The following is a 25,836-nucleotide window of genomic DNA, read 5'->3' as shown; positions in this document are numbered from 1 at the left end:
AGAGTAACCCGTAACAAGGAGAAAGGCATTGTCTTGAATAGATATAAAACCCTTTCTCTCAACAGGAAAGGGTTTTATATTGTCTTAAAATTAGTAAATTCGTAATTCAATCTTTAATCAAAGTACCCAACAATGAGTCAGCGAGTTCAAATCTTCGACACCACATTACGCGACGGCGAACAAGTCCCGGGAAGCCAATTGACAACGGAAGAAAAGATAATTGTAGCCACACAACTCGAAAAGCTGGGGGTAGATGTAATTGAAGCTGGTTTTCCTGTATCAAGTCCGGGAGATTTCAGATCTGTCGTAGAGATTTCCAAAGTTGTTCGTGAGCCAATCATTTGCGCATTGTCACGGGCAGTTACGGGTGATATCGACGCAGCAGGTGATGCGCTTCAATTTGCAAAACGCGGTCGTATTCACACAGGTATCGGTTCTTCTGATATCCACATTCAACACAAATTCAATACGACCAGAGAAAAGATTATTGAAAGAGCTATTGCTGCTACCAAGTATGCAAAAACAAAGGTAGAAGACGTAGAATTTTACTGTGAAGACGCAGGAAGAGCGGATCTTGTTTTCCTTGCGCAACTGGTTGAGGCTGTGATCGGAGCGGGAGCAACGGTAGTAAATATTCCTGACACAACAGGTTATTGCTTACCGGAAGAGTATGGTGCCAAAATCAAATATATTTTTGAGAACGTAAAAGGAATTCATAACGCAACAATTTCTATTCACTGTCACAACGATCTTGGTTTGGCGACTGCCAACACATTGGCTGGTATCCGTGAAGGGGCACGCCAGGTGGAGGTAACCATGAATGGAATTGGCGAACGTGCCGGAAATACTTCTTTGGAAGAGGTAGTTATGGCGTTGAATGTACATAAAGAACTTGGTTACGAAACAGGTGTTAATGCACAGTTGATTTACCCGACTAGCCAGTTGGTTTCAAAAATGATGCGTATGCCGGTTCAGGCGAATAAAGCGATCGTAGGACGTAATGCATTTGCGCACTCGTCAGGAATTCACCAGGACGGCCACTTAAAAAATACGCTGAACTACGAGATCATGAATCCTACCGACGTGGGTGTGGATAAGTCAGATATCGTATTGACTGCAAGAAGCGGACGTCATGCCTTAAAACACCGTTTGGAGCTATTAGGCTTTACTTTTGACAAAGTAATTTTGGATGATCTTTACAAAAGATTCCTAGATGTAGCCGATTTAAAGAAAGAAGTAAACGACAAAGATTTGGTGGATTTGGCAAGAACGGTTGTCACTGCTTAATATTTTTCATACATCATTTTGGATAATTGCTTGAATATGAATTTGATGTTACGAGGTTTTTTTGTAACATTACATAATCAATAACATCCATCAGATTACAAAAAGCCCTCGGTGAGTATGACTAAGGGCTTTTTTCTATTTATAAAATAATCGTTCTGTTGTTGTGAATAAAGACACGATCGTTGAAAACCAGCTTCAAAGCCGACGTTAAGACACGTTTTTCGGTGTCTCTGCCGAGGGTAGCCATGTCTGTTGCCGTTTGTCTGTGATCCACTGATTTTACGTCTTGTGCAATAATCGGGCCTTCATCCAGGTCGTTATTTACGAAATGAGCGGTTGCCCCAATAATTTTCACACCTCTTTCAAAAGCCTGTCGGTAAGGATTTGCACCGATGAACGCTGGTAAAAACGAATGATGGATATTAACGATCCTGTCAGGAAAGTTATCGACAAATTCCGGTGTGATGATCCGCATGTATTTTGCCAGAACGAGATATTCAGGCCGGTACACATCCAGTGTCCTCAAAATCGATTCCTCGTGCTCTTCCCTGGTTTTATTTTCATGTGAAATGTAATGAAACGGAATTCCGAATTTACTCACAAGGGGTTGAAGCGTATTGTAATTACTTACCACGGCCTGAATCGTCGCATCCAGCTCATCAAAGGCATACCGAAGCAATAATTCACCGAGACAGTGATGTTCTTTCGTCACCAAAATCACGATATCTTTTTTCTTTTTTGGATTTAAACGAAGGTTCAAACCAGCCGGAAGCTCCTTTTTCAGCACCTGCAATAATTCTGTTGCGTCGGTTTCTCCTTCAAATTCGGTCCGCATGAAGAAATATTTCGATGGGCTGACATATTCATCATTACGAATGATATTCTGATTGTACTCAAAAAGGATGCGGGTAACCTGATAAATAAGTCCCTTATGGTCAGGGCCATCCATCAGCAATATATGCCGTCGGTTCATTTTCTCAATTTATGCTGAAAGTATTCCGCTAAGTAACGAATTTTTAGCGTTTTGATGGACAATTCCGTATTTAATGTGCGATTTTGATAGATGTACCATCGGCACATTTCTTAGGTTGCGTATTGTGGAGATTCCCTCACCAAGCGTTCCTATGGAACGCGTCTCTCTCGGTATTGACCCGGCTTTTCTACCGACCAAATGTGCCGAAGGCACATCATTGCGATAAAATATTTCGTCACCATGCATGATTTTAAATTTCCCCTAACTCCAACTTTTTAATAAAAATCAATGTTGAAAGATAAAATATTGTCTTGAAAAATGGCTGAAGAATTAATAATACCTGTCGGAACAGATCGCAAGGAGATCTATGATGCCTTAATACCACAAATCAGTGGTCTGATTGAAACGGAAAGTGATCTGATTGCAAACCTTGCCAACATTACAGCAGTCCTGAAAGAGGCTTTCGGGTTTTTCTGGGTTGGGTTTTATATCGCGAAAGAAGGACAACTCGTTCTCGGGCCTTTCCAGGGTCCTATTGCCTGTACACGCATCCCGTTTCATAAGGGCGTTTGCGGTGCAAGTTATTCGCAGCAGAAAACGATCCTTGTTCCTGACGTTGACCATTTTCCCGGACATATTGCATGCAGCTCTGCATCCAAATCAGAAATTGTCCTTCCTGTTTTCCACAAAAACGGCACCGTGGCCATGATTCTGGATGTTGACAGCGATCAGCTCGACGATTTCAGTGAGATCGACGCAGCCGGACTACAAAGCATTTTAACCCTTTTGGAGAGAAAATTGTAGCTATTTGCTATACCGCTTTCTCAACAGCTGCATCATAAAAACGTTGATTCCCCGCTGGTCGGCAAGCGGCTGGTTGGTGAATGGAACCGTTGGCAAATAACCCGGAGGACCAAATTCCGTCAGGAAAGTGATTGGTTCTCCGTTTTTTATTTTCCTTTCGACAACCCTGTCCCACCAGGCCAAATTAGCTTTCACCGCCGATTCCCACTCGGGCGCTCGGGGATCATTCACCTGCGGTCCCTCTGCATGGCCGATACGCGCATGGATATGTCCAACCCTGGACAATGCAAGTTGCACCGTTTCTTCCTGATCTTCGAGCAAAGATTCGTGTACGTTACACCAATGCGAAATATCAAGGGTTAATCTCAATTTCGGGTTTTTCTCTATAAAATTACGGGTTACATGAGCAGCAAAAAGCATTCTGCCCCGATGTGTTTCGTGGTAAATGGGAATACCGCTCTTTTCACTGGCTTCACTCGTGTAATCGATGAAAGCCTTATTTTGATCATAACTAAAATGATCCCTGCCGCTGTGACAATTGATGTAGAGTGGCTTTATCTCCGATTTAACGGCAGCATCAATCGATTTTTTAAAAAAGTCAAGATGAGCGCTGTAATCTGTTAGTCCTGAACCGCATAAAAATCCAACTTCCAAACCGTGTTTTTTCAATGCAGTGAAGAGCAAATCCCGGTCCTTTGGCGTTTGTGGCCACCAAAACTCGGATCCGTCATAACCCTCTTTTTTTGCAGCGGTACAAAAAGCATTAACATCTCCCTTGAAACCCCAGTTCGTAGCCAAAATTTTCAGAGAGCCTGCGTCTGTCTTGTTGAACGAAATTGAATGGTCCTTTGCTATGGATTCAACTGCGGCCAATGTGCCTAGTCCCGCAGTTGCAGTGTGTATAAACTTTCTACGATTCATTTCGTAATGAATATTATGGCAATTACTTACTTGAATATTAACTATTTAGTCGACTTAGGTTTTTCTTCAGTCTTCAAGGTATCGCCTGCTTTCAGGAATTCTGCCACACGCGCTTCGTTAAAACCACTGACGATATTCAGATCCGGCCGGAGCTTTTTCGCTTCCAAAATCCCATTTTCAGTAACCGCCGACTTCCAGATGTATACGTTTTTCAAGCTTTTTGATGCCGCCAGGATTTTCAAACCCGCGTCGGTAATCTTCGTCCCAACCAGATTCAGATACTCCAGATATTGCAAATTTTTAAGATCATTCAGGCCAGCATCCGTTACTCCCGTGTATTCAAGATGTAGCTTATTGAGGTTTTTGAGCTTGGCAAGTTCCTTCAGCCCACCATCAGTAATTTTTGTATGACCCAGTTTCAACCATACGATCTGATCCGATAATGACGTTAGCAGCCCCGACTGTCCGTCCCCAAAACCGGGCGCGTTGACCGCACTGACCTGCACCAGATTTTTGTCGTGCGCAATAGGCATTACCAACAGACCGACCTTTTTAATGGCATCAACAGATTTTTCGGCAGGCACCGCGACCTTCAAACTTAATACGGCTGATTCACTGCTTCCGCCACTGCCACCCGTTGTTCCAGACGTCAGCAATGCCAGCGCCGGTTTGATCTGTTCGGTAACTTTTAGATCAGAAACCTTTTTATCGGCAGGGGCACCCTGGTCAATCCACCAGGTTAACAAAGCAACCTGCGACTCGGAAAGTTGCGGTTTTCCTTTTGGCGGCATGTGATCATCATCTGATTCCGGGAGTAAACAGCGCTTGATCATAACACTCTCCAAACCTTTACCGGATATAAACACAGGCCCGTTTTCACCACCCTTAGCCAGCATAGCCATACCGTCCATACGTAAACCGCCCTTTTGCTTGTTGGCATTATGGCACTGGACACAACGCATTTCCAGTATCGGCTGCACAATATCCTTGTAAACCACTGCTTCATTGATGTTAGCGATGGGTTTTAATTCCTTTGTTTCCTCCGTACGTGGCGGGATGCCGGCCAGCGAGCGAAAAGCCTCCGGTGTGTATTGCGTTAAATAGCCGTCGCCATGGGTCAGAGAACCTCCGTCGTGACCAGCCGTAAATGTCAGGATCGTAGCCAAAGCAAGCGCCGGCAGGTATACAACAGCGCCTTTTGAAATGATTTCCGATTTTAATATCCAGGCAATCCACGCAAACACAGCCACACCAATACCCTGCCATTGATGAGCACTTAACAATTCCTCTTCATAACCACCGCCAAGCGACAACAGATAACCAGCTACGCATGCCATGCTAGCCCCAACGGCCGACCAGAACAGGATAAAAGTGATCACAGAATCACTCAACGTGATTTTCCCCAGTCGCTTCCCCACTTCCAACAGCGCGGCAACGAGCAGAAACCCAATGGGCAAATGCACCAGCACCGGATGAAAACGTCCGAAAAAATAAGTCCAGTCAGAGGCCTGAAGAAGGGTAAACATAAAAACAGCAGTACAGATGAGTCAAACTATAACCGAAAAACCTCCGGGCAGGCAACAACTTTGGGAGAATTATCCGGATTAACCTCCATCAAATCAGCCATATAATCCCACCATTTTTTCATGATGGGTAGAGAAGAAAGTCCGGATGTATCAGCGTCCGGGGCAAGTTTTTGAAAAGCAAAAAGCGCCAGCGTCACCTCATCCAGAAAAATATAATATTCCTGGATTCCTGCTTTTTTTAAAAGCTCGGCTAATTCAGGCCATATTTCATCATGTCTTTTCTTGTATTCTGCTTCGTTTCCTTTTATCAACTGCATCCGGAAAGCTAAAACCTGATCATTTTGCATCGTAACATTTGTTTAATTTTCAGGCTTAAGTCATCGATACCTGAAATATATCCGGCTAAGCAATAATATTTTTCACCACTTTTCCCTCGGTGTCTGTCAACCGGAAATTCCTTCCCTGGAAAGGATAAGTGAATTTTTCGTGATCAAATCCCATCAGATGGAGAATTGTTGCCTGTAAATCATGCACATGGACTCGGTCCTTAACCCCATAGTAACCCAGTTCATCGGTTTCGCCATGGCTATAACCTTTTTTCACGCCACCGCCAGCCATCCACATGGTGAACGCTTCAAGGTGATGATCACGCCCCATAAAGGGCATAACAACACCATTTCTGTTCTCCTGCATGGGCGTTCTGCCAAACTCCGCTCCCCAGATAATCAGGGTTTCATCCAGAAGACCCCGCATTTTCAAATCCTGAATGAGTGCTGCAACCGGTTTGTCAGATAAACGGCATTTATTTCTAAGACCGCCTTCCACATTATCACCCGCCGTCGTACCGTGCCCATCCCAGCCCCAATCAAAAAGCTGAACAAAACGCACGTCATTTTCAACAAGTTTTCTGGCCAGGAGACAGTTCATAGCAAAAGTCCCTTCCCCCGGTTTAACGCCGTACATATCCAGAATAAATTGCGGTTCTTTGGACACATCCATCACTTCCGGCACAGACATTTGCATCCTGAACGCCATTTCGTATTGACTGATCCGGGTTAAAATTTCAGGATCTTTTACGTCGTCATAGGTCTGTTTATTAATTTCATTGATCGCCTCAATGGTTTGCTTTCGCATATTCCGGTTCATGCCGTTGGGGTCCGTTACGTATAAAACCGGATCGCCTCCGGTACGGCACTGAACGCCCTGGTAAACCGAGGGCAAAAATCCACTTCCATAAACGCTTTTTCCCGCGTCCGGCTGTCTTCCCCCGGAAGCGAGCACAATGAATCCGGGTAAGTTCTGATTCTCAGACCCCAGACCATAAACCGACCAGGCCCCTAAACTCGGCCGCCCCAGTCTGGCGCTTCCCGTATGCAGCAGCAACTGCGCAGGCGCATGGTTAAACTGATCGGTATGCATCGACTTGATAAAAGTAATCTCATCCGCAACCGTTTGTAAATAAGGAATATAATCCGACATCCAGGCACCGGATTGCCCGTACTGGTTGAATTTCCCCTGAGGTCCGAGCATTTTGGGAACACCCTGGATAAAAGCAAATTTTTTGCCTTCCAAAAATTCCGCAGGACAATCTTTTCCGTGGTATTTTTCCAGTTCCGGTTTATAATCAAATAGTTCGAGTTGCGAAGGTGCACCTGCCATATGGATATAAATTACCCGTTTGGCTTTGGGAGCAAACTGAGGAATTTTGGCATCCATTGCCTCGGCGGCTACGCCAGTGCCCGCATTTGAACTCCCGCAAGAACCTAACAGCGATCCCAAGCCCAGTGCTCCAAGCCCAAACCCCGCCGATTGCAGAAAATGGCGCCGTGTCTGGTTATGTAAATCGGCATGTTGCAATTCCTTTAATAACTTCTCCATAGCGATTATTCTTTGGTCACTACATTATCAAGATTCAACAAAACATTGGCTGAAACAGTCAACGCGGCCAGTTCCGGTGATTTTTTCTCCTTTCCATACACCAGAATACTATCTACCTCCGACGGTTTTGCACGATATGTTTTCAAGGCGTCTCCGTAGATTTTCACCAGCACTTTCAAGCTTTTATCTTCAATAGGCTGAAATGTCAAAAGCCGGTAACCTTCCCTAAGCTGCTGTTCCGGTGTTTTGCCCCGTTTTTGCATGGTGGTTGCCAGTTTTTCGGCGGCTTCCAGATATACGGGATCATTGAGCGTTACCAAAGCCTGAAGCGGGGTATTTGTCAAAATTCGCCTCGACTGGCAAAATTCCCGGCTTGGTGCATCAAAAGTTGTCATGGACGGATAAGGCGCTGTGCGTTTCCAGTAAGTATAAACCGCTCTTCTGTACCGGTCTTCGCCTTCACTTACTTTCCAGCTTTCACCGCTGTAAGGCGAAAGCCAGATACCCTCAGGCTGCGGCGGCATCACGCTCGGGCCATACATTTTTTTAGACAGCAGGCCACAGGCCGCCATCGCCTGGTCGCGCACCTGTTCCGCACTCAGACGGACGCGGGGGCCTCGCGAAATAAACCGGTTATAAGGATCTTTTTCCTGACGGGTATGATCCGATTTTGAGCTTTGTCTGTACGTGGCCGACATAACGATCGTTTTCAGCAGCTTTTTAACACTCCAGTGATCCTCTTCCATAAACTTCACCGCCAGCCAGTCCAATAATTCCGGGTGGGAGGGTTCACTTCCCTGAGAACCAAAATCTTCCACCGTTTCAACAATACCTCTTCCGAATAACTGCTCCCAGTAACGGTTAACGATCACTCTGGATGTTAATGCATTGTCACGGCTAACCATCCATTTGGCCAATCCAAGGCGGTTTTTGGGGTAATCTCTCGGCATTGGGGCAAGCAGTTGCGGAACATCAGGTTTAACTTCTTTGCCTTTCACCATCCAGTTTCCCCGGACAAAAACATTCGTTTTACGCGCAAAATCACCTTTTCCTTCCCAAACTATCGGCATGCTCTCCGTCGATCTGGTTAAAACAGTTGCATAGTCCTGCACAATTTTATCGTAGTCAGGCTGGGAAGCTCCCGGTAAAGCATTCTGAAATGCGAGCCAGGTTATTCTTACCCATTCAGTCGGATTTTTAGGGCTTTTTAGCGAGAGATAAATATCATGTTGGCCTGATATCGGCGGAATTGGCGCAACCAGCACGGTATCTCTGGCAGGCACTTTAACGATTGAAATCACAGGGCCGTCAAGTTTATCCAGATGAAAAGACATCACGGCATTTTCGGCTTTCGTGGATATGTTCATAACGAGATTGCCCGCTCCGGTTAAATCCACATGAGGGATTTTGGCATTCCCCTTGTCCTTAACGCCGTAATAGGAAATTAACAGAACGGTCGATTCAGCTCCCTTGACAAAGCTGTGCGAATTGATTTTCGGCTCCATCACCCGCATAAACTGGGTAAATTTTGAAGTTTCTTTCGGATCATATCTGTTGATCCAGGCTTTAACTTTTTCAACTCTGGCCGAATCATCGCCTTTGTAAAAACGCAGTTTTGGCCACTCATCCCAGACATCCTCGTCTCTGGAATTGTTGAAAAAGGCCATATACTTATAATAATCGTCGTGCGGAATCGGATCGTAGGGGTGGCTGTGGCATTGTATACAAGCGAACGTAGTTCCCTGCCAGACTTCCCAGGTGGTGTTGACGCGATCGATCTGCGCAGCTATACGAAACTCTTCGTCGTCGGTTCCACCTTCGTTGTTAATCATCGTGTTACGGTGAAAACCGGTCGCAATCATATTTTCCTCAGCCGGCATACCGTCCTTCCCCTGCGGCAGCAAATCACCCGCCAGCTGTTCAATGGTAAATTTGTCAAATGGCTTATCTGCATTGAAAGATTTTACGACATAGTCGCGGTAACGCCAGATATTCCGGCCACCGTCGCTTTCATAACCTTTGGTATCCGCATATCGGGCAAGGTCCATCCACATCGACGTCCACCGCTCCCCATATCCAGGCGATTTCAGCAACCGATCAATCACCTTTTCATAAGCTTCGGGAGATTTATCACTGACAAAATCCGCGACTTCTTTTTCGGTAGGAGGCAGGCCGGTTAAATCCAGGCTTACCCTGCGGATTAACGTGGCTTTATCAGCTTCCGGCGAGGGAGAGAGTTTTTCCTTTTTTAATTTTTGAAGGACAAATTGATCAATCTCGTTTTTGGGCCAGTCAGAGTCCCCTGTTTTTACCAGACCAAAAAGATTCCACAGGTTTTTCTCCGACGGGACTTCCGGTTTTTCAACACGTTTATACGACCAGTGCGTTTCCCAAGCAGCACCCTGATCAATCCATTTTTTTAACGTATTAATATCGTCCTCAGCCAGCCGGTCTGCTCCTTTGGGCATACGTTCATCCGGATCATCCGAGAGAATTCTCCGAATCATTTCACTCCCGTGGGCATCTCCGCGTACAACGGGTATTTTACCGGATTTACCCGGTTCAAGCATTTCATGTTCGAACAAAAAACTGACCTCGCCTGCCTGCTTAACACCGCCATGGCAGCCCATGCAGTGTTTATTCAGGATCGGCTTCACTTCTTCGTTATAATCAACTTTATGAACGAACAAACCCGACCAGGTGAATGATGATACTAAGACCACGATGACACCCAATCCAATAAAATGCCACTTTTTCATCGCCAGGAACTGCTTTTAACTTTTTGTTATTTTTAACACAAAGCCGGTGATTTATTAAAAATACTTTCTTTAATCCAAATTCAGCTATTTTTTACTTAATACCACTCCAATCACATTCTGCTCAGAATCAGCGCAATTTTTTATTCCGATTTAGGTCAGTTCATTTTATTTCTCAATATAACGCTGCCACCCGGTTTACATTTCAATTCGATAAAACCCTCATCCTGAATATCCGTCGTGACATCTTTTGCTATTACTGTTTCCCACTTTTCAAATGGCAATTTCAGAGTAGCCACACCACCTTTTTCAGCTTCGATCTTAATCTCAGTAACATGCCCGTCCACTTTTTTTGCACTGATTAAAAACGCACCCTCCGCTCTCAACTTTTCAAAAGCTATATCCTTCCAGCTATCCGGAACTGCCGGCATAATTTCTATAAATCCTGCATAACTCTGAAGCAGCATTTCCTGTAATCCGGCTGCAAAGGCGAAGTTTCCTTCAAGTGTAAAGGGGCGATAAGTAAATCTCGACAAGCCCGATTTTGTCTGGTCGCCGTTGGCATGGAAACTGTTTGGAAGTACAAATGCTTTTGCAAAAATCGATAAATCCTTTGCGGCACCGTCGCCATCCTTTGCACGGGCTTTCATGTTGGCAAGCCAGGAATAGGAATAACCACACCACCCGTCCGGGCCTATTTTATCCAGCAACGTGATCGAATTTTTAATAATTTCCTGTGCCTTACCTCCATCTTCCCACTTAATCAGCCCAAGCGGGTGAATCGCCATCATATGCGAAAAATGCCTGTGTGATTCCTGATAGGGCAGAGACGGCGCAAACATCAGTTCGCTGTTTTCTGTAATCGCAAAGTCTCCAAAACTGGCCAGGATTTCCTTCCAATGGTCTGATTCGGAAACCAGACCCAATTCCAAAGCAAGTTCCGCGCCGGCCTCAAATGAAAATTTCATCAGCGCCAGATCGTAATTTGTGTTCTGTGGAAACCACGCTTCAAGACTGTTATCCCTGATTTCGGGACTCGCGCTAATGGGTAATTTTCTCAATCCCTTTTCATCCTTCACTGTTATTTTTTCCAGAAAATTACACACTTCCTTTACCCAGGGATAGGCCCGGTTCTTGAGAAAATCCTTATCCATGCTATATTTCCATTGCAGGTAATAATGATGCGCCAGCCATGACGACACAGTTGGAGAGAGCGAATACTGGATCCAGCCACCCATTTCGGTTCCATCCAAAGTGGTCACACCCGGAACTGCCAGCCCTTCCACACCGAAATACGTCCTGGTGTATCGTTTGTAATTCTCTAGGTTTTCGTCCAGATGATCAAAAAAACCAAGACCTTCTTCGAGGTGATTCCCGCTGTAACTTGGCCAATAGCTAAGCTGCGTATTCAAATCATGATGAAAATCGCCTTTCCATGGTGGAATTCTGCCATTATCTGCGGTCCAGACAGCCTGCAACGAAATCGGCGGTGCTCCACGACGAGCCGCAGAACCAAATTTATATTGCTCCAGATACCATTGCTTTTCAATAACCGGGTCGGGGACATGGATCGCCGATTGATTCCAGAATTTTTTCCACCAATGGCTGTGAACGGTAAAATCCTTATCAAATCCCCGCTGCAAAGTTGTCCTGGCAATTGACGAAGAAACCGGATTTATCTTTTTGCCGGGATATTGGGATGAAATACTCCACGTTCCCTCCACAGCGCCGGCATTTATTTTTTTCCACTGAACGGTAATTTCATACGTAAATCCGCCCCAGCCTTCCTGTTTATACGTAATGCTGTTGCCCTGCCGGATTACAGAGCCCTGTTTGTAACCCAATCTTGCCAGGTCATCGCCCACGAGCGAATTAACTTCTCCACCTTCCGTCAACTTTCCCTGATAATTTGGTGCAATCAGACTTGGCAGGATGTCCGTTTTCAAGTTTTCAAACCTAAACCATCCTACCGGTTCCGTTGCGTGCACAAACGTTTTTAACGTCAGGCCATCTTCCCACTTGACTTCACACAAGGCCTTATCCAATGACAGATGGACAGATTTTACCTTTTTATTACCGGGTAAATTAAATTCCAGGGCACCCGCCGGAATTTTGGACGGAGCCGGCTCTCTGTCGTAAGGTGCATCAAAATATCTTTGAACGGGCTTATAGTCCTTCTTTTCCACTTGCTCCTGCACCCATTTGAAGCTGAATTCTTGTCGGTGCAAACCAGCCATCGGGCGCATATCCCAAATGTCCGCGCGATCCAGCGAAAACCGTAAACGATCGTTGTTTTTCCAGATCAGCGCGCCGACAGTACCGTTTCCCAGCGGAATGGCTTCATCCCAGACCGTCGCCAGAGAGTCAAATTGGAGATCGTGTTTGATCAAGGGTTGAGCATTACTAGTGCCGGCCAGAGCCAATAATAACGATAAAAGGATTTTATTCATGATTTAGGAAATCAAAGGAGGCTCCTACGGAGCCAGATTATTGTTAATCAGCAAGCATTTCTATAAACAGGAAGCCACAAATGTGGCTGAAAAATACAGGCAATTATAAGTCATTTTAATTTTACCAATTTATACTTTTCACAATATTAACTTCCAGCCATGTGCTTCTTTGGAGAGTCCTGTTTATAACCATCAAAATTCGGTCGCTAATTATACTCCAAAATATCTGATTCGTACAATCTCACGAAAACGCATCTTCAATATGTTTAATATTTACTCCTCCGTTTGAAAGAATTAAAATCGAAACGATATCAAAGCGGATATCGAAGTGCCAGTCCTTAGTATAAATGTAATTTTCCGCAGCTTTCATGATCAGTCTAGCCTTGGTATAATTCACAAATTCTTCGGGCATGCCAAAGCCTGTTCCGCTCCGGGTTTTAACCTCCACGAAAATCATCGTCTTGTTTTTCTTGACAATCAGGTCGATTTCTGCGTGTTTGTGCCGATAATTTTTTTCAATGATTTCGTAGCCTTTTCCTTCCAAAAAGGCTGTTGCCTGGGTTTCACCCCAGCTTCCGGTCGTGTTGTGTATAGCCATTCGAACATTTTTCATACAAATTAGTGTTATTGATTAGTAAGAAAAAGAAACCACAACACGATTTCCGGTTTTAATCGGTATTTGAATAAACAACATTTTAACTATACCTCATCCAGGCCCGCGGCCCGAATTTGTTTCCAATCAGATGATTTGATACTTTCCAAATTCAAATCGATATTCCCAGACATGAATACCCTCATTAACAAACAAGCAGAATTCCAGAATTTAGGTCTGATCGATTATCAGGAAGCGTGGGATTATCAGGAAAAACTCTTTGCAGAAACGCTTTCGATAAAAACGCAGAACCGGACATTGCCGGCTGACGAACAACTCGTTACGCCCAACCGAGTCCTTTTCTGTCAGCACCCGCACGTTTACACCCTTGGCAAAAGCGGTAAGCCGGATCATTTGCTGTTGAACGAAGACGATCTGAGCCAGAAACAGGCAAAATTCTATAAAATTAACCGTGGCGGAGATATTACCTATCACGGCCCGGGACAACTGGTTGGCTATCCAATTCTTGATCTTGACAACTTTTTCACGGATATTCATAAATACATGCGGACGCTGGAAGAGGCGATTATTCTCACTCTGGCCGACTATAACATCAGCGCAGGCAGGATCAATGGACTAACCGGTGTCTGGCTCGATTTTGTTGAACAGAAAAATCCGAGGAAAATTTGTGCCATGGGCGTAAAAGCCAGTCGCTGGGTTACCATGCACGGTTTTGCACTGAACGTAAATACTGACATGGCCTACTTCGGAAATATTGTTCCCTGCGGCATCGAGGACAAAGCAGTTACTTCCATCAGCAAAGAACTTGGTCGGGAGGTGGATTTTGATGAGGTTTCTGCTACATTAAAGAATCATTTGGGTACTCTTTTTGAAATGGTCTGGGGAAATCCATACTATTCAAAAACAGACATTTTAGAAAATTAAGCGTAAAAAAGCATGAAAAAGGATATTACATTTCACCCGGTTGAAGGTGTGAAAGTGGCCGTTGTGAGAAAGATTAATGAAGCGAACGAGGCCGAGTGGAACGTGATTGTGATCAATAGAAACGATCAGCCGATCACAGGGGTTTTTGTTACTTCGAAAGGTTATGGAAATACCGAATCTGGTGAAAATGCCGGGATTAAAACGTCAACGTTGCGTCACTTTTTTCCTGAGATAAAACCGCAGGACCATGTGGTGGTAGAGCCTATCATGCCCGACGTTTTTCATTTAAATAACGAGTTCTGGATCAGCTATTTCCTTGGTAATCAGATTTACGATAAAAAGTTTATCTTCGTACCGGACAGTATCGTGGAGGACAATATCATCGAGATCGAGCCGCTCGGTCTGGAAGGCGTCCTGCACGACTAAAAAAAATCAACAACAAACACACACTATGACAGATGAATTTCGCAGAAAAGCAAAAAATTTCCTCCTGCTTGACATTGAAACCGTAGCCGGTTACGCCTCTTATGACGAGCTACCTGAGCGCATGCAAAAGCTTTGGGATAAGAAGGCCGCAACATTGAGAAAGGGTGATGAAACACTTTCCAACAACGAGTATTTTTACGATCGTGGCGCCATTTATGCAGAATTCGGCAAGATTGTATGTATTGCCTTTGGCGCCTTTTATTGGGACGAAAATAACGAGATTGCTTTCAAAGTCAGAAGTTTCTCCAATGACGACGAAGTAAATTTATTGCTTGAATTTAAAGCACTTATAGAAAAATACCCGGCAGAACAGCTGATTCTCTGCGCCCATAATGGCAGGGAATTTGACTTCCCGTTTCTCTGCCGGCGCATGCTGATCCATGGCATAGAAATTCCTAAAGCATTGCAGATAACTGGTAAAAAGCCTTGGGAGATCCTGCATCAGGACACCATGGATTTATGGAAATTCGGTGATTATAAGAGTTATACATCGCTGGATTTACTCGCCGCCGTTTTTGATATTCCCGGCAGCAAAAACGAAATGAGCGGTGATCAGGTCACCCGTGTTTACTACGAAGAGAACGATCTCGCTAAAATTTGCCGATATTGCAGAGAAGATGTGGTTGTACTGGCGCAATTATATTTACGTATGCATAGTTTTCAGCCGGTACAGGCTGATAATATTACAAGAGTGGAATAAATTGATTATTTTAACAGCAAAGCTGCTATTCCACCTTTCTTAATCAACAATTACTCATAAAACTTCATGAGAGATAAAAAACCAAAAAAAGAATTTAAAGAACAAAAAACAGCCAAAGCGCCGCACGGCATTGTATCCTATATAGATAATTTAAAAGCTGACATTGCGGCATTTTTCGATCTGAACAGCGAACATTCCTTCCGTCCTTTCGACGTCCACGGCCATTTTGGTGTGGAAGACAGGAAAGTAAGAGCGCTTTTTAACGAAATCCTGCACGAACTTCAGGAAGATGGGCGGATTCGCTCCAATGTCGACGGTACTTTTACCGCAGCACCTAACAAGCCACAGGCAGATACCGGGCTTACGGGACGGGTAGACCGCGTCAACAAGGGTTTTGCCTTTGTGATTATTGAAGGGCGCGAGGATGATATATACGTAGAAACCGAACTGCTGAATGGCGCCTGGGACGGCGATATCGTCAAAATTCAGGTGTTGTCAAAGTCAGGGAGAAGGCAACAAACCAGCCGCGGAGATTCCGGAAAAACACGTGTAGAAGGACGTGTCGTTGAAATAACCCAACGTACGCAATCCGAAATTGTCGGGATTATTGAAGTTTGGCCTAAATATGCCGTCGTTCAACCCGATCATAAAAAATTGTTTGACCCGATTTTTGTAGAGCCTGAACATCTGAATGGTGCTTCCAATGGCGATAAGGTAATCGTGAAAATGACAACCTGGCCAACGCGCACGCGACAGCCGGAAGGAGAAATTATTCATGTTCTGGGACAGGCGGGAGAAAACGATGTAGAAATGCACGCGATCCTGGCTGAATTTGGCCTGCCTTATGAATTTCCGGAATCCGTAGAAAAAGAAGCTCAGAAAATACCTGACGCTATTCCCAAAGAAGAAATTTTGAAGCGGAGGGATATGCGTGCTACGCTGACCTTTACCATTGACCCGGTCGATGCCAAGGATTTTGACGATGCACTGTCGGTACGTTATCTGGACGAAGGCAATGTGGAAGTAGGTGTCCATATCGCTGATGTGTCGCATTATGTTCGTCCTGGTACTGAGCTTGAAAAAGAAGCAAATCGCAGGGCGACTTCCGTGTATCTCGTGGACCGTACGGTTCCGATGCTTCCGGAAAAACTTTCAAATAACCTCTGTTCCCTGCGTCCCAATGAAGACCGCCTGGCATTTTCAGCGATTTTCGAACTGAGTCCGAAAGGCAAAATTCTGAAAGAATGGTTTGGAAGAACGGTTATCCACTCTGAACGACGTTATTCCTATGAGGAGGCGCAACAAGTACTGGATACGAAGGAGGGCGACTATCCCAACGAGCTGACATTGCTGAACAGCATTGCCAAAATACTCAGGAAAGAGCGTTTCAAAAACGGAGCGATCAATTTTGAAACGGCAGAGGTGCGATTCCGTCTGGACGAAAATGGAAAACCTTTGGGTGTTTATCAAAAAGAGCGCCACGACTCGCATAAGCTGATTGAAGAATTTATGCTTTTGGCGAATAAAAGAGTCGCCGAATTTGTGTACTCGCTTTCCAAAGGTCCGTCAAAAAATACGATGGTGTATCGTGTCCACGAAGCACCGGACCCGGACCGTCTGAAAACATTTGCCTCTTTTGTGGCCAAACTTGGGCATAAACTGGAAGTAGATGATGAAAAGAAAATCGCCAAGTCCATGAACAGTATGCTTCATGAGGTGGAAGGAAAACCGGAACAAAACCTGATCGAATCACTGGCTGTCAGAACGATGGCAAAGGCACGATACAGCGTAGAAGATCTTGGTCACTTTGGACTGGCTTTCAAACGTTATACACATTTTACATCGCCGATACGCCGTTATCCCGACGTGATGTCGCACCGTTTGTTGCAGCACTATCTGAATGGAGGAGAATCGGTAAGCAGTGATATCTATGAAGATGCCTGTAAACATTCTTCGGAACGTGAAAGGCTGGCTTCGGACGCCGAACGTGCTTCCATTAAGTACAAACAGGTTGAGTTCATGAGTACGATGGACAAAGACCGGATTTTTGATGGAATTATCACCGGCGTCACCGAGTTTGGAATTTTTGTTGAAATAACGGAAACGGCTTCCGAGGGGTTGGTAAGAATGACTGACCTTGGAGACGACTATTATGAACACGATAAGGAAAATTACCGCCTCATCGGGCAGCGCACCAAAAAAATCTACACCTTTGGCGATGCAGTAAAAGTTCAGGTGAAAGATACGAACCTTGCCCGCAGAAGCATGGATCTGTATTTGGCAGGAAATACCACTTCATCCATCCGTTCAAGAAATAGTGGTGGTTTCGAGGAAAGACCGAGCAGACGATCCAGAGAGTCTTCTTCAAGAGATTCGGGCAGACCTTCTTCGTCAAGAAGAAGTAAACCTGCGGCCGCCGCACCGAAAGAGAAAAAACACAGGAAGAGAAGATAATCAGGCGGGTATTTTTTCTTTTACTGCCTGATGTAAAGTTTTTACTCTTTCAGACAAATGAGAAACACCGTTCTGTAATAGTTGGTTAAGAATTTCAGGTGAAAATTCACTTGTATTTTTAGCCAACTCCTCCCAAAACAATGATTTTTCTTCTTCCGTCGTCAAAGCCGCAAAACGCCTGAATGCTTCCTGCAATAATTCCGGCACTAGTGGTTCGTGCTTCATAAGTCTAACTGATTCCTAATTTCTGATAGCCTGTCAAGCATATCGTTAATGTGGTCATCCACTTCCTGATTATTCATGCTTGATATATTGTCTCTGAATCCTACATAAAAGTCCAAAAGCTTCTTTAAATTAATAAATTCCTCTTCAAGGTTACGTCTTTCCTCAGGAGACATTTGGCAACATAAGATTTAAAGTGTGTGAATTAATTTAAGTAGTAAATTAACTTTTATTTCCTTTTAAAACAAACACGATCCAACTATGTCCAAATTCTGCAAATTCCTGTCCATTTTCCTCTTACTTTCCTGTTCCGCTTTCGCTCAGAAAACCTCTGAAAAAGAAGAGTGGCTATCCTTATTCAACGGAAAAGATCTGAAAGGCTGGGATATTAAAATTGCAGGACATAAGGTCAACGATAATTATAAAAACACGTTTATCGTCGAAGACGGCATGATCCGCGTGAATTACAAAGAGTATGAGAAATTCACTACGGAATATGGCCATATGTATTACAATAAGCCATTTTCACATTACCGACTGCGGCTCAAATACCGCTTTACCGGCAACCAGGTTCCCGGTGGTGCTTCCTGGAATGTCCGTAACAGCGGTATCATGCTGCATTCTCAGTCTGCCGCCAGTTTAGGTATTGACCAGGACTTCCCGGTATCGCTGGAAATGCAGTATTTAGGCGGTCTGAATGCAGGCGAGCGCACGACCGGAAATCTTTGTACACCCGGCACCATTGTTGAGGTAAACGGAAAGATTGATCAGGCACATTGCATCAATTCCACTTCTAAAACTTACAACGGAGATCAATGGGTTTCTGCCGAAGCTATCGTTTTAGGCGATTCCATTGTGCATCATATCATCAATGGGGATGTCGTTTTTACATTTACCAAACCAAAAATCGGAGGTGGTTATGTGGGAAAAGACCATGATTTTAAAGCAGGGCATTTCAGCAATGCGGAGGAATGGATCAAAAAAGACGGCACACCTTTGGGAAGCGGTTATATCGCACTCCAGGCCGAAAGTCACCCGATTGATTTTAAAGATATTGAAATACTAAACCTGAAAGGATGCATGGACCCGAAGGCCAGCAATTACAAATCCTACTACCAATCTGCCGATAATAAAAGCTGCAAATACAAGAAATAGGCGTATGCGGCAATAACTCCGTTTAGTTTTTATATTTTTGCTGAAAAACGGGCGTTACTGCTTCATGAAGAAAATAATTCTCAGATTCTTATTATTGCTGGTTATACTGGCTGGCCTGAACTGGCTGGCCTCTCTGTTATTTTTCCGCTGGGATTTAACGGAAGATAAACGTTATACCATTTCTGATGCGACGAAGCAGCTGTTAAGTAATCTCGATAAAGATATCGTCGTCAATGTATATCTCTCAGGCGAGTTTCCTCCCGGTTTCGAACGCCTGGAAAGTGCGACGCGCGAGACCCTGGACGAGTTTAAAACGTATTCAAACGGACATTTGACGTATCAGTTTTCCGACCCTTCCGATGCTGCGAGTGAAGACGAAAGGAAAAAGCAATATCAGAATCTGGTGGATCGGGGGTTAACGCCTACCAATCTTTTTGCCAACGAAGATGGAAAACGTACCGAAAAACTGATTTTTCCGGGTGCTATTATTCAGGCCGATACGCTTGCTATACCCGTCCAGCTTTTAAAAGCAAATCGGAGCAAGGAAACTTCCCCCGAAGAACAGTTGAATCAATCGTACGAAAACGTCGAGTTTCAACTGGCATCGGCCATTCGTATTCTGGATAACCCCGAGCGCAAAAAAATCGGTCTGCTTGTCAATCATACCCAAAAACTACCACCGGCACGTCTTAGCGACCTGATCGCTACGATGCAGCAGAGTTATGATGTATTTATGGTCGTCAAGGATCCGGAGACCTATGAGGGGCTGGATGCTTTGATGATTTTAAAACCTGATGTTCCTTTTTCTGAGGAAGAAAAATACAAACTGGACCAGTATGTAATCGGAGGCGGAAAAGCGCTTTTCTTTGTTGACGGAGCAAAAGTGGATAGCGTGAGCCTGGAAGGAAATTATGTGCAGCCGTTGGATTTGAATTTAAACGACCTTTTCTTCCGTTGGGGCGTACGCATCAACAATAACCTGGTGAAAGACCTTGCGAGTGCGACCATTCCCATGAATGTTGGCAATATGGGCGATAAACCGGAAATCAAGGCGGTGCCATGGCGTTTTTTCCCATTGCTGAACAATTTTGGTCCAAGTCCGATCACAAGAAATATGGATGCCGTTTATTCGCGGTTCCTTAGCTCTATGGACACAGTCGGAGGCTCGGCAGCCATTCAGAAGATTCCGCTTTTGATGACTTCACCTTATACAAAACTGCTCAATACACCCGCGCTGGTTGGCTATAACGAAGCACGGCAACAACCCGAACCCTCAGAATACAATGGAGGTGTAAAACTGGCGGCTGTTCTTTTGGAAGGTACCATTAATTCATTATTTGAGAACCGGATTTTGCCGGCAGACCCGCGTTCAAAAACTTTCAAGGCAACAGGGCAGGGGAAAATAATCATTTGTGCAGATGGCGACGTTGTGGTGAACGATTTCGACTACCGCCGAAACACGCCGTTGCCGCTGGGTTATGACCGCGCTTCGACTAATATTTTTGGAAATAAAGATTTTGTGATGCACGCTTTGGATTACATGACGGATGAAAACGGCATTATTACATCACGAAGCAAACAAATCAGTATCCGGGCGCTGGATAAAATTGCAGTACAGAAAGACAAGAAATTCTGGCAGGCACTTAACCTGCTTCTCCCTCTGATCATTCTGGGAATTTTCGGTGCGCTGCGTTACTATATCCGCCGTCGCAAATTCGCATAATAATAAATCGGCTTAGTACATTTTTTTTTATACTTTTGTTCCCTACAAAACAGATTTAAGGATCTGTATGGTTTTTTCTATTTTTTATCTAAACACTTCCGTCACGAATTATGAAGTTTGTCGTTTCGTCATCGGTACTGCTCAAGCAACTGTCTGCAATTAATGGTGTCGTTTCAACGAACCCTATCGTACCTATATTAGAGAATTTTCTACTTTCCCTTGAAGGAAATCGCCTGACTGTAACTGCATCTGATTTGCAGACCGTTATGATTACCGAGATCGAGGTAGAATCTACTGAAAAAGGCGCTATCGCTGTTCCTGCAAAACTTTTGTTGGATACATTACGCGGCCTTCCTGAACAGCCTATAACGCTTCAGGTGAACAGTGAAACCTTTGGAACGGAAATTATCTCGGATAACGGCCGCTACAAGCTGTCTGGTGAAAACCCGATTGATTTCCCGAAAACGCCTTCTGTAAACCGTGGCCAATCCGTTGATTTGTCATCGTCAGCTTTGGGCGCAGCGATTGCCAATACGTTATTTGCTACCAGCACAGATGACCTTAGACCTGCCATGACAGGGGTTTTTGTTCAAATGGGCGTTGAAAATGCAACTTTCGTAGCCACTGACGGCCACCGTCTGGTACGTTATCGCCGTTCTGATATCAAATCGGATGTTGATACATCGATGATCATTCAGCGTAAGGCTTTAAACTTACTTAAATCTTGTCTTCCTTCGGATGATGTTCCGGTGAAGGCCGAGTTTACAGCTTCCAACGCATTTTTCAGCTTTGGAAATATCCGTATGATCTGCCGTTTGATCGATGAGCGTTTCCCTGATTATGAAAATGCAATTCCAACAAACAACCCAAATACGCTGACCATCGGCCGGATGGAAATCCTTAGCTCTTTGCGTCGTATCTCGATTTACTCAAACCGTACTACCCACCAGGTTCGTCTGAAAATGTCTTTGAACGATCTTGTGATTTCTGCGGAAGATCTTGATTATTCAAACGAAGCGAATGAGCGTTTGCTTTGCGAATACAATGGCGATGATATGGAGATTGGTTTTAACGCCAAATTCCTGATCGAGGTGCTTGGAAACTTGTCTAGCAAAACCATCACTTTTGAACTTTCTGCACCAAACCGTGCCGGTTTGATTATTCCTGTTGATCAGGAAGAAAATGAAGATATCCTGATGCTGGTGATGCCGGTGATGTTAAATACGTATGTTTAGAAATTAAAATTGATCGCCAACCGATCTCAATTTTCTTAATTTCTGTTAAAATAATAAAAAAATCCTGTGAGAGTTTTCTCACAGGATTTTTTTATTTCACTACAAATCAATCACTTACAAAGTAAAATATTATCAATTTCAAATAACATACGAAAAATATCGTAGATAGTGCTTTGAAATACGAATCTTTTCGTACAAATTTGTTACGAACTTATTCGTAGGTGATAGTTTTAGCTGTTATTCTGATTATCAATTCAATATTTATTAGACCATGATTATTAAACCAACCGAATCCGAACTTGAAATTCTGAACTACCTGTGGAAAGAAGGGCCTTCAACGGTGAGGCAAGTTCACGATTTTCTCTCTGAATCCAAAGACACGGGCTACACAACGACCTTAAAGTTAATGCAGATCATGAACGACAAAGGGTTGTTATACCGTACAGAAAACGGCCGTTCCCACATTTATGTTGCATTGCTTGACGAAGAAGAGACGCAGCAAGACCTCTTAGGCCGGTTCGTTGAATCCACATTCAGAGGATCAGCCGCGCGTTTGGTGATTCAAGCATTGGGAAACCATTCCACCTCCAAAGAAGAGCTTGATGAAATTCGTGAATTACTAAACAACCTTGAAAACAATCGCCCGTCATGAAAATGTTTTTCAACTTATTCTCGGAAGCACTGGTCTCCGCATTTGGGTGGACGCTGGTACATTCGCTTTGGCAAGGTGCCTTACTCGCGCTTATCGCCAGTATTGGATTTTATTTTTTAAGGAAAAGCCCCGCAAGTCTGCGCTATAATCTGGGCATCGGAACACTTTGTCTTCAGGTAATCGCTTCGGTCGCCACGTTTTCCTTTTACTACCTTAACTCTTCCCAAAAGGCCTTAACCACGGCCCTAAGAACCGGCACACAAGTTGTAACAGACTGGAAAACATTAACGTATGAAGTTTCACTGACCACAAAATTGCAGCTTTGGCTGACTACGCACATTCAGGAACTTGTAATCTGCTGGCTGATTGGTGCTTTTGTTTTGATATTGCGTTTTTTAGGCGGCTGGATTTACACCGAGCATCTGCGCCATAACTCCCGACTGGTGATGAACAAGGAATGGCGGGCAAGATTTGGTGTGTTAACGGCCAAGCTGAAAATTTACCAATCCATCGAGCTAAAAGAATCAGCCAAAATTCTGACGCCAATGGTCATCGGCACCTTACAACCGGTGGTGTTAATTCCAATCGGATTATTGACCGGTTTTCCCACTTCGCAAATCGAAGCCATTCTGGCGCATGAACTGGCCCACATTCGTCGCTACGATTACCTGGTTAACATGCTGCAATCCTTTGTTGAAGTGGTATTTTTCTTTCACCCCGCACTTTGGTGGTTATCCGAAAGAGTCCGTATCGAACGCGAACATTGCTGTGATGATCTTGCCGTAGAAGTTTGCGGCGACCGCATGTCGCTGGCCCATGCCCTTGTCGGTATTGCCGAATGGAAAACAAACCATTCTCTGGCAATGGCATTTGCTTCCAAAAAACCACTGTTATTACAAAGAGTAAAAAGAGTAATGGGCATAACCCCGAAACCAGCACGTATTATGGGAAATTTACCGATCACCCTCGTATTTATTGCGGCACTTGCAGGCATTTCCATGTATGCCGTCGGACAGGATAACGTAAAAAAGAAAAAAGCGAAAACGCATCAGGTTTCCACCAAACATAAAGTGGTTACAAAAAATGGCGAAACTGTTGTTGCCGACGTTAACCCGGAAGTTTTTGTGGCCGTCCCTGATATCGAAGAGCATATTGATTTCGACATTGATATCGATGAACCTGAATATCAAATGAGTGATTCGCTGAAAGCCAAGATGGGTGAGTTTCAGCAAAAAATGGATGCGCTGCAAAAAGAAATGGAACCCTTGCAACGCCGTATGCAGGAGCTTCAGCAGGAAATGGAGAAGAAACATTTTGATATCGAGCATTTTGAAAGAAATGAGGAGAAGCTGGACTGGAAAAAAGATCGGGCCAGCGAAACACGCCAGGGCCTGATAGAAAAACGCTCTCATCTGCTCCATTCTGATGGTAAGCTAAAAACAAAAGTAAGCGAAGCTGATCTGGACAAACAACTGGCAGATTTCGAACAGCAAATTAAAGCTCAGGAACAAATCATAAACCAGCTGAACGCCGAGTTGTCAGCAAATCATAAGGAAACAGAGAAAGCCGAGGAACCCTATAACGCGGTTGAGAAGGAAATCGAGGAGTTAAGCAGGAAAATAGATGATCTCGGGGCAAAAATCGGACTTACGTCCTTGTCGCTAATTCCCAGAAATTACGCGATGGCCCGTCCAAGTGTCAGAGCCCGCCGGGCCGTTTCTGCAAAACGAGCATCCCGGGTCGAGTTTGCACCTCCTCCGCCACCAGCCCGGGTCACGCCACCGGCACCTGTACCAGCTCCCGGAGCAGTACCCAGACCTCCGGTAGCACCCGCGCCACCGATCAAAAAATAAATCATAAAGAAGCCTGATGAACAGAACACAAAGTGTTCCACTAATCAGGCTTCTTTATTCTGTTACAAAAGTTATTCAACCTCGATTACAACGTCATCGCTCATAGGATGCGTCACGCAGGTCAGAATAAATCCTTCTTTCAACTCCGCTTCCGACAAGGCATCTTCCTCATCCAGCTGCACCTTTCCGGAAGTACATCTGCCCATGCAAGCCGTACACATGCCCGCCTGACAAGAATATGGCAGATCAATATCCATATTCAGCGCAGCTTCAAGCACGCTCTCATGCGGTTTTACCGGCACTTTATATTCGGTTCCCTCGTAAAACAATGTTATTTCGCGGGTTTTAAGCGTATCGTCTTCTTCCATGGTCACCTCACCGGGTTTAGCAGCCGTTGCCGTCATAAAACTTTCCTGTCTGATTTTATTCAGCGCAACACCTCTGATCGCCAGCGCTCTGTGCGCCTCCTCCATCATATCTTCGGGCCCGCACAGGAAAAATTCGGCCTCATTCACCTTCAGATCCGGCAAGCCTTCCATGATTTTCAGAATATGGCTTTTATTAAGTCTCCCACGCTCGCCCTGCCAGTTTTCTTCCGGCTGGCTCAGCGTGTAAATCACCTTGAACCGCTCCTTGTATTTGTCCTGAAGTGCCTTGATCTTCTCCTTGTAAATGATACTGCTTTCAGTCCGGCTACCATATATCAAAACCACTTCGCTTTCAGGTTCTACCATAAGGATTGATTTCGAGATCGAGAACAGTGGTGTTATTCCGCTGCCCGCACCGATAAATACAACCTGCCGAACCTGATCGTCTTCCTGTTTCGGAAAAAATAACCCCATCGGTTCCATCACTTCCACGACATCGCCTTCTTTCAGCGTGTCCAGCAACAGATTCGATCCAAAACCACCGGGCACACGTTTTACCGTAATAGCCAGTGAAACATCGGTATAAGGGGAGCTCGACATGGAGTAGGAGCGGCGTACTTTTTTGTCTCCGTCAGGCAACAGAAGGGTTAAAAATTGTCCCGGACGATAGGCAATTACTTCATTCAGAGGATGCCAGAAATGGATTGTTGATGCATCTTCTGTTTCTTTTTCAATTTCTTTGACTCTTAAAAAATAATACTTGCTCATGGTTTGTGGCTGTCAGCTTTCGGCTATCAGCAGTCAGCTTTTAAAATCTTGAATTTGTGATGTATTTCTATTCAACAAGTAATTGGCA

At 44.5% G+C, this 25,836-nt stretch carries 21 protein-coding genes; 11 read left to right on the top strand and 10 right to left on the bottom strand.

Translation table 11 applies throughout. The annotated features are described in order from the left end of the window. The first annotated feature begins 132 nt into the window (after positions 1 to 132). The gene (locus M1L62_RS20395) at positions 133 to 1,287 is read left to right on the top strand and encodes a 2-isopropylmalate synthase (RefSeq protein ID WP_254561471.1); all 1,155 of its coding nucleotides are present in this window, start codon (positions 133 to 135) and stop codon (positions 1,285 to 1,287) included. A 139-nt stretch (positions 1,288 to 1,426) separates the two neighbouring features. Here the strand turns inward: M1L62_RS20395 and purU are convergent, their stop codons facing one another. After that, positions 1,427 to 2,260, bottom strand: a complete 834-nt coding sequence (purU, locus tag M1L62_RS20390; RefSeq protein ID WP_256527746.1) for a formyltetrahydrofolate deformylase — start codon at positions 2,258 to 2,260, stop codon at positions 1,427 to 1,429. A 318-nt stretch (positions 2,261 to 2,578) separates the two neighbouring features. On the opposite strand from purU, the gene msrC reads away from it, so the two are divergent. Beyond that, positions 2,579 to 3,064, top strand: a complete 486-nt coding sequence (msrC, locus tag M1L62_RS20385; protein ID WP_254561470.1) for a free L-methionine (R)-S-oxide reductase MsrC — start codon at positions 2,579 to 2,581, stop codon at positions 3,062 to 3,064. Here the strand turns inward: msrC and M1L62_RS20380 are convergent, their stop codons facing one another. The 7 genes from M1L62_RS20380 to M1L62_RS20350 all read right to left on the bottom strand — a co-directional run bounded on the left by M1L62_RS20380 (position 3,065) and on the right by M1L62_RS20350 (position 13,193). Beyond that, positions 3,065 to 3,985, bottom strand: coding sequence for a sugar phosphate isomerase/epimerase family protein (locus M1L62_RS20380; RefSeq protein ID WP_254561469.1), 921 nt, complete (start codon positions 3,983 to 3,985; stop codon positions 3,065 to 3,067). Positions 3,986 to 4,026: 41 nt separating this feature from the next. Next, on the bottom strand, positions 4,027 to 5,511 hold the full coding sequence (locus M1L62_RS20375) for a c-type cytochrome domain-containing protein (protein WP_254561468.1): 1,485 nt from the start codon (positions 5,509 to 5,511) through the stop codon (positions 4,027 to 4,029). Between the two features lie 26 nt (positions 5,512 to 5,537). Further along, the gene (locus M1L62_RS20370; RefSeq protein WP_254561467.1) at positions 5,538 to 5,858 is read right to left on the bottom strand and encodes an L-rhamnose mutarotase; all 321 of its coding nucleotides are present in this window, start codon (positions 5,856 to 5,858) and stop codon (positions 5,538 to 5,540) included. 55 nt (positions 5,859 to 5,913) lie between these two features. Further along, positions 5,914 to 7,389, bottom strand: a complete 1,476-nt coding sequence (locus tag M1L62_RS20365; RefSeq protein WP_254561466.1) for a DUF1501 domain-containing protein — start codon at positions 7,387 to 7,389, stop codon at positions 5,914 to 5,916. 5 nt (positions 7,390 to 7,394) lie between these two features. Beyond that, complete coding sequence (locus M1L62_RS20360) at positions 7,395 to 10,148, bottom strand: DUF1553 domain-containing protein (RefSeq protein WP_254561465.1); 2,754 nt, start codon at positions 10,146 to 10,148, stop codon at positions 7,395 to 7,397. Positions 10,149 to 10,303: 155 nt separating this feature from the next. Continuing rightward, on the bottom strand, positions 10,304 to 12,595 hold the full coding sequence (locus M1L62_RS20355) for a glycosyl hydrolase family 95 catalytic domain-containing protein (RefSeq protein ID WP_254561464.1): 2,292 nt from the start codon (positions 12,593 to 12,595) through the stop codon (positions 10,304 to 10,306). Between the two features lie 241 nt (positions 12,596 to 12,836). After that, entirely contained in the window at positions 12,837 to 13,193 is a 357-nt protein-coding gene (locus M1L62_RS20350; protein WP_254561682.1) for a YraN family protein, read from the bottom strand. 186 nt (positions 13,194 to 13,379) lie between these two features. Between M1L62_RS20350 and lipB the strand changes: the two genes are divergently transcribed. The 4 genes from lipB (at position 13,380) to rnr (ending at position 17,772) form a co-directional block, all read left to right on the top strand. Next, a complete protein-coding gene (lipB, locus tag M1L62_RS20345; RefSeq protein ID WP_254561463.1) occupies positions 13,380 to 14,132 on the top strand; it encodes a lipoyl(octanoyl) transferase LipB in 753 nt (250 codons plus the stop codon). A 12-nt stretch (positions 14,133 to 14,144) separates the two neighbouring features. Then, positions 14,145 to 14,558 carry a hypothetical protein gene (locus M1L62_RS20340; protein WP_254561462.1) on the top strand — a complete coding sequence of 138 codons (414 nt, stop codon included), beginning with the start codon at positions 14,145 to 14,147 and terminating at the stop codon, positions 14,556 to 14,558. Continuing rightward, positions 14,509 to 15,318 (top strand): 3'-5' exonuclease, encoded by an 810-nt coding sequence (locus M1L62_RS20335; RefSeq protein WP_374760314.1) that lies wholly within the window; start codon positions 14,509 to 14,511, stop codon positions 15,316 to 15,318. The genes M1L62_RS20340 and M1L62_RS20335 overlap by 50 nt, the downstream gene beginning before the upstream one ends. Before the next feature lie 66 nt (positions 15,319 to 15,384). Next, positions 15,385 to 17,772 (top strand): ribonuclease R, encoded by a 2,388-nt coding sequence (gene rnr / locus M1L62_RS20330; RefSeq protein ID WP_254561460.1) that lies wholly within the window; start codon positions 15,385 to 15,387, stop codon positions 17,770 to 17,772. Here rnr and M1L62_RS20325 read toward each other — a convergent pair whose 3' ends face one another. Then, complete coding sequence (locus M1L62_RS20325; protein WP_254561459.1) at positions 17,773 to 17,997, bottom strand: hypothetical protein; 225 nt, start codon at positions 17,995 to 17,997, stop codon at positions 17,773 to 17,775. It abuts the gene before it with no gap. Positions 17,998 to 18,255: 258 nt separating this feature from the next. Here M1L62_RS20325 and M1L62_RS20320 point away from each other — a divergent pair, with 258 nt between their 5' ends. From M1L62_RS20320 to M1L62_RS20300, 5 genes are all read left to right on the top strand, one after another. Beyond that, a complete protein-coding gene (locus M1L62_RS20320; RefSeq protein WP_254561458.1) occupies positions 18,256 to 19,149 on the top strand; it encodes a 3-keto-disaccharide hydrolase in 894 nt (297 codons plus the stop codon). A 64-nt stretch (positions 19,150 to 19,213) separates the two neighbouring features. Beyond that, entirely contained in the window at positions 19,214 to 20,872 is a 1,659-nt protein-coding gene (gene gldG, locus M1L62_RS20315) for a gliding motility-associated ABC transporter substrate-binding protein GldG (protein ID WP_254561457.1), read from the top strand. 110 nt (positions 20,873 to 20,982) lie between these two features. Continuing rightward, on the top strand, positions 20,983 to 22,107 hold the full coding sequence (dnaN, locus tag M1L62_RS20310) for a DNA polymerase III subunit beta (RefSeq protein ID WP_254561456.1): 1,125 nt from the start codon (positions 20,983 to 20,985) through the stop codon (positions 22,105 to 22,107). A 271-nt stretch (positions 22,108 to 22,378) separates the two neighbouring features. Further along, positions 22,379 to 22,759: a BlaI/MecI/CopY family transcriptional regulator gene (locus M1L62_RS20305; RefSeq protein WP_254561455.1), complete on the top strand. Its 381-nt coding sequence runs from the start codon at positions 22,379 to 22,381 to the stop codon at positions 22,757 to 22,759. Continuing rightward, positions 22,756 to 24,612, top strand: coding sequence for a M56 family metallopeptidase (locus M1L62_RS20300; RefSeq protein WP_254561454.1), 1,857 nt, complete (start codon positions 22,756 to 22,758; stop codon positions 24,610 to 24,612). Before M1L62_RS20305 ends, M1L62_RS20300 begins: the two co-directional genes overlap by 4 nt. A 71-nt stretch (positions 24,613 to 24,683) precedes the next feature. Here the strand turns inward: M1L62_RS20300 and M1L62_RS20295 are convergent, their stop codons facing one another. Continuing rightward, positions 24,684 to 25,748: a ferredoxin--NADP reductase gene (locus M1L62_RS20295; protein ID WP_254561453.1), complete on the bottom strand. Its 1,065-nt coding sequence runs from the start codon at positions 25,746 to 25,748 to the stop codon at positions 24,684 to 24,686. Between the last annotated feature and the right edge of the window lie 88 nt (positions 25,749 to 25,836).

The sequence above is a fragment of the Dyadobacter diqingensis genome, assembly GCF_024220585.1.
GTDB classification, from domain to species: domain Bacteria; phylum Bacteroidota; class Bacteroidia; order Cytophagales; family Spirosomataceae; genus Dyadobacter; species Dyadobacter diqingensis.
This window is presented reverse-complemented; position numbering and strand designations above follow the sequence as displayed.